The 2,185-nt window shown below is 70.1% G+C and carries 1 protein-coding gene and 1 pseudogene; one reads left to right on the forward strand and one right to left on the reverse strand.

Annotated features, from left to right (window positions below; all coding sequences use genetic code 11):
* Positions 1-364, forward strand: a pseudogene (locus tag AB0O00_RS36610) (cyclohexanone monooxygenase); the annotation flags it as partial.
* 62 nt (positions 365-426) lie between these two features.
* Here AB0O00_RS36610 and AB0O00_RS36615 read toward each other — a convergent pair.
* Entirely contained in the window at positions 427-1,833 is a 1,407-nt protein-coding gene (locus tag AB0O00_RS36615) for an NF041680 family putative transposase (RefSeq protein WP_363659024.1), read from the reverse strand.
* Between the last annotated feature and the right edge of the window lie 352 nt (positions 1,834-2,185).

Genomic DNA, 2,185 nt, shown 5'->3' on the forward strand with positions numbered 1-2,185 from the left:
GCTGGGCCCCAACCTGCTCGGGGGCTCCACCTCCGCGATCACCGTCCTGGAAGCCCAACTGACCTACCTCACCGACGCCCTGGCCCACCTCGACCGCGACGGCCGGCGGGTCCTGGAGGTCCGGGCCGCCGCGCAGGCCGCACACAACGCGGCGGTGCAGGAGGCGTTACGGACCACCGTGTACAACTCCGGTGGCTGCACCAGCTACTACTTCAGCCCGAGCGGGCGGAATACCTTCGCCTGGCCCTGGTCCACCGGGCGGCTCGTCCGACAGCTGAGCCGCTTCGACCCGGCCGCCTACACCTGCGACGTACCCGGGCCCTTGCCGTCGCCCTCGCCTGCCACGGCAGCGCGGGAAGGTTAGCTTGTCGTTTTACATTCGGGTGATCATCTTCTGCGGCGTTCGGGTTCTCGCCTGTCCGTTCGCTATTGGTTGGTGACCAGGGCGAGTCCGACGTCGTAGATGGGGGCTCGGCGCCGATTGGGTCGGCCGAGGGGGCGCCCGGGACCAGGGCTGGATGGTCTTGCAACGGCAGCTGGGCAGGGCAGGTGTGTGCGGATGTTGCGGAACCCGCGTCGGACCCGGGCGGGTGTGAGGCGTTCGGCGGGCTGGGGTCGCTCCCAGGGTCGTCGGAGGTCGGTGGACAGGGTTCTGGCGAGGCGGAGTTGTGTGTGGGCGGCCAGGACCAGGTGAGTCCAGCGGTCGGCCGCTGCGGGTTCGCGCAGGCGGGGGCGGGTCCAGCCCAGGGTCTGCTTGAGGAAGCGGAAGGTGTGTTCCAGGTCGAAGCGCCGTAGGAACGCGTGCCAGGCGGTGTCGGTGTCCGTGTCGGCGGGGGTGGGGTCGGAGAACCACAGCCAGACCGGTTTGGGGGTGCCGCCGGAGGGCAGGTGGTCGACGTCGAGGCGGATCAGTGTGCCCTCGATGATGGGGAGTTGGCCGCGGTGGTCGCTCCAGGCGGAGCGTCGCCAGACGCGCGGGTGCAGGCGGTGCCAGGCGCGGATGCGGGCCGTTCCGTAGCGGCGGGTGGTGTGCTTGCCGTCACTGTCGGGCTCGCGCCAGGTCGCGGGGTCGGCCAGTGCGAACCGGGCTCCATGGCTGCGGGGTTTGCCCCCTTTGGGGCCCACCCGATAGTCGTCGGGCACGGGGTTGAAGAAGACCCGGTCGGAGCGCATCCGCACCACGATCTGGACCGGCAGGTCCCGCAGGAGGTAGGCCAGTCGAGGGCCGTCGTAGCCGGCGTCCGCGACGACCAGCACCGGCGGGTCGCCGGGAGTCCAGTGCCCGGCGTCGAGGATGCCGCGCAGGACCTCTCGCAGTTGGCCGGCCGTGACGGCCGCGGCGTCCGCGCCGGGCTCCAGATGCCTGGCGTCCAGCAGGGCCGTCCACGATGTCGAGCCCGACTCCAGGGCGGCAACGAAGGAGTAGGGCCAGCCGGGCACCATCTCGTGCGTGTTCTCGCGCCGGCCGTGGGTGTGGCAGAAGGAGCGGCCGTCGCTGGTGTTGGCGTCCGGCCGCAGCCAGGCGGACACGTCGACGGCGAGCACGATCCGTCCACCCGGGCCGCGGGGCACGCTTCGGGCCGCGATCGCGGTCCGGAGGCGGTCAGCGTCGAGGTCTCCCCGGTTCAAGGCGGCGTAGAGGGAGGCATGCGAGCGCCGGTGCTCGGGCGCCAGGGCCAGCTCGACCAGCGCGCGGACCGGACCGTCAGCGCACAGCAGGGCATCAGACAGCTCGAACAGTGCGTCCGCGCGGCGGGGCATCGCGGCGTACAAGTCCATTCGAAAGGAGGACAGTTCCGAGATTGCCTGCTGGCGAACGGCTGCAGGGACCACAATCGACACCGACGACCTCCGGCTCTGCTGTGCGACTCGACATCACACAGCGTGAGACGGAGGTCGTCGCCTTGTCCGGCAGATCCCCATGTGGGTGACCAGCTCGAACAACCTCGAGTCGATCACCGGAGGTAAAACGACAAGGTTAGCGGCGGTCGTTGAACCGGGAAGTATGAGGTCACAGGGTGGCCTGTGCCGACGGCGTTGACGAGCAGTACGAGCACGATGCCCGAGGCCGCTGTTGAGGCGGAGGGGGCATGGCACATCTCCGTCATGGTCGGAGACCCATGTGTAACCAACGTCCGGCAGTTTTGCGGCCAACCGGCGCCCGCTGCCGTGGTCCGGGTTCGAC

This window comes from Kitasatospora sp. NPDC093558, assembly GCF_040683475.1.
GTDB lineage: Bacteria > Actinomycetota > Actinomycetes > Streptomycetales > Streptomycetaceae > Kitasatospora.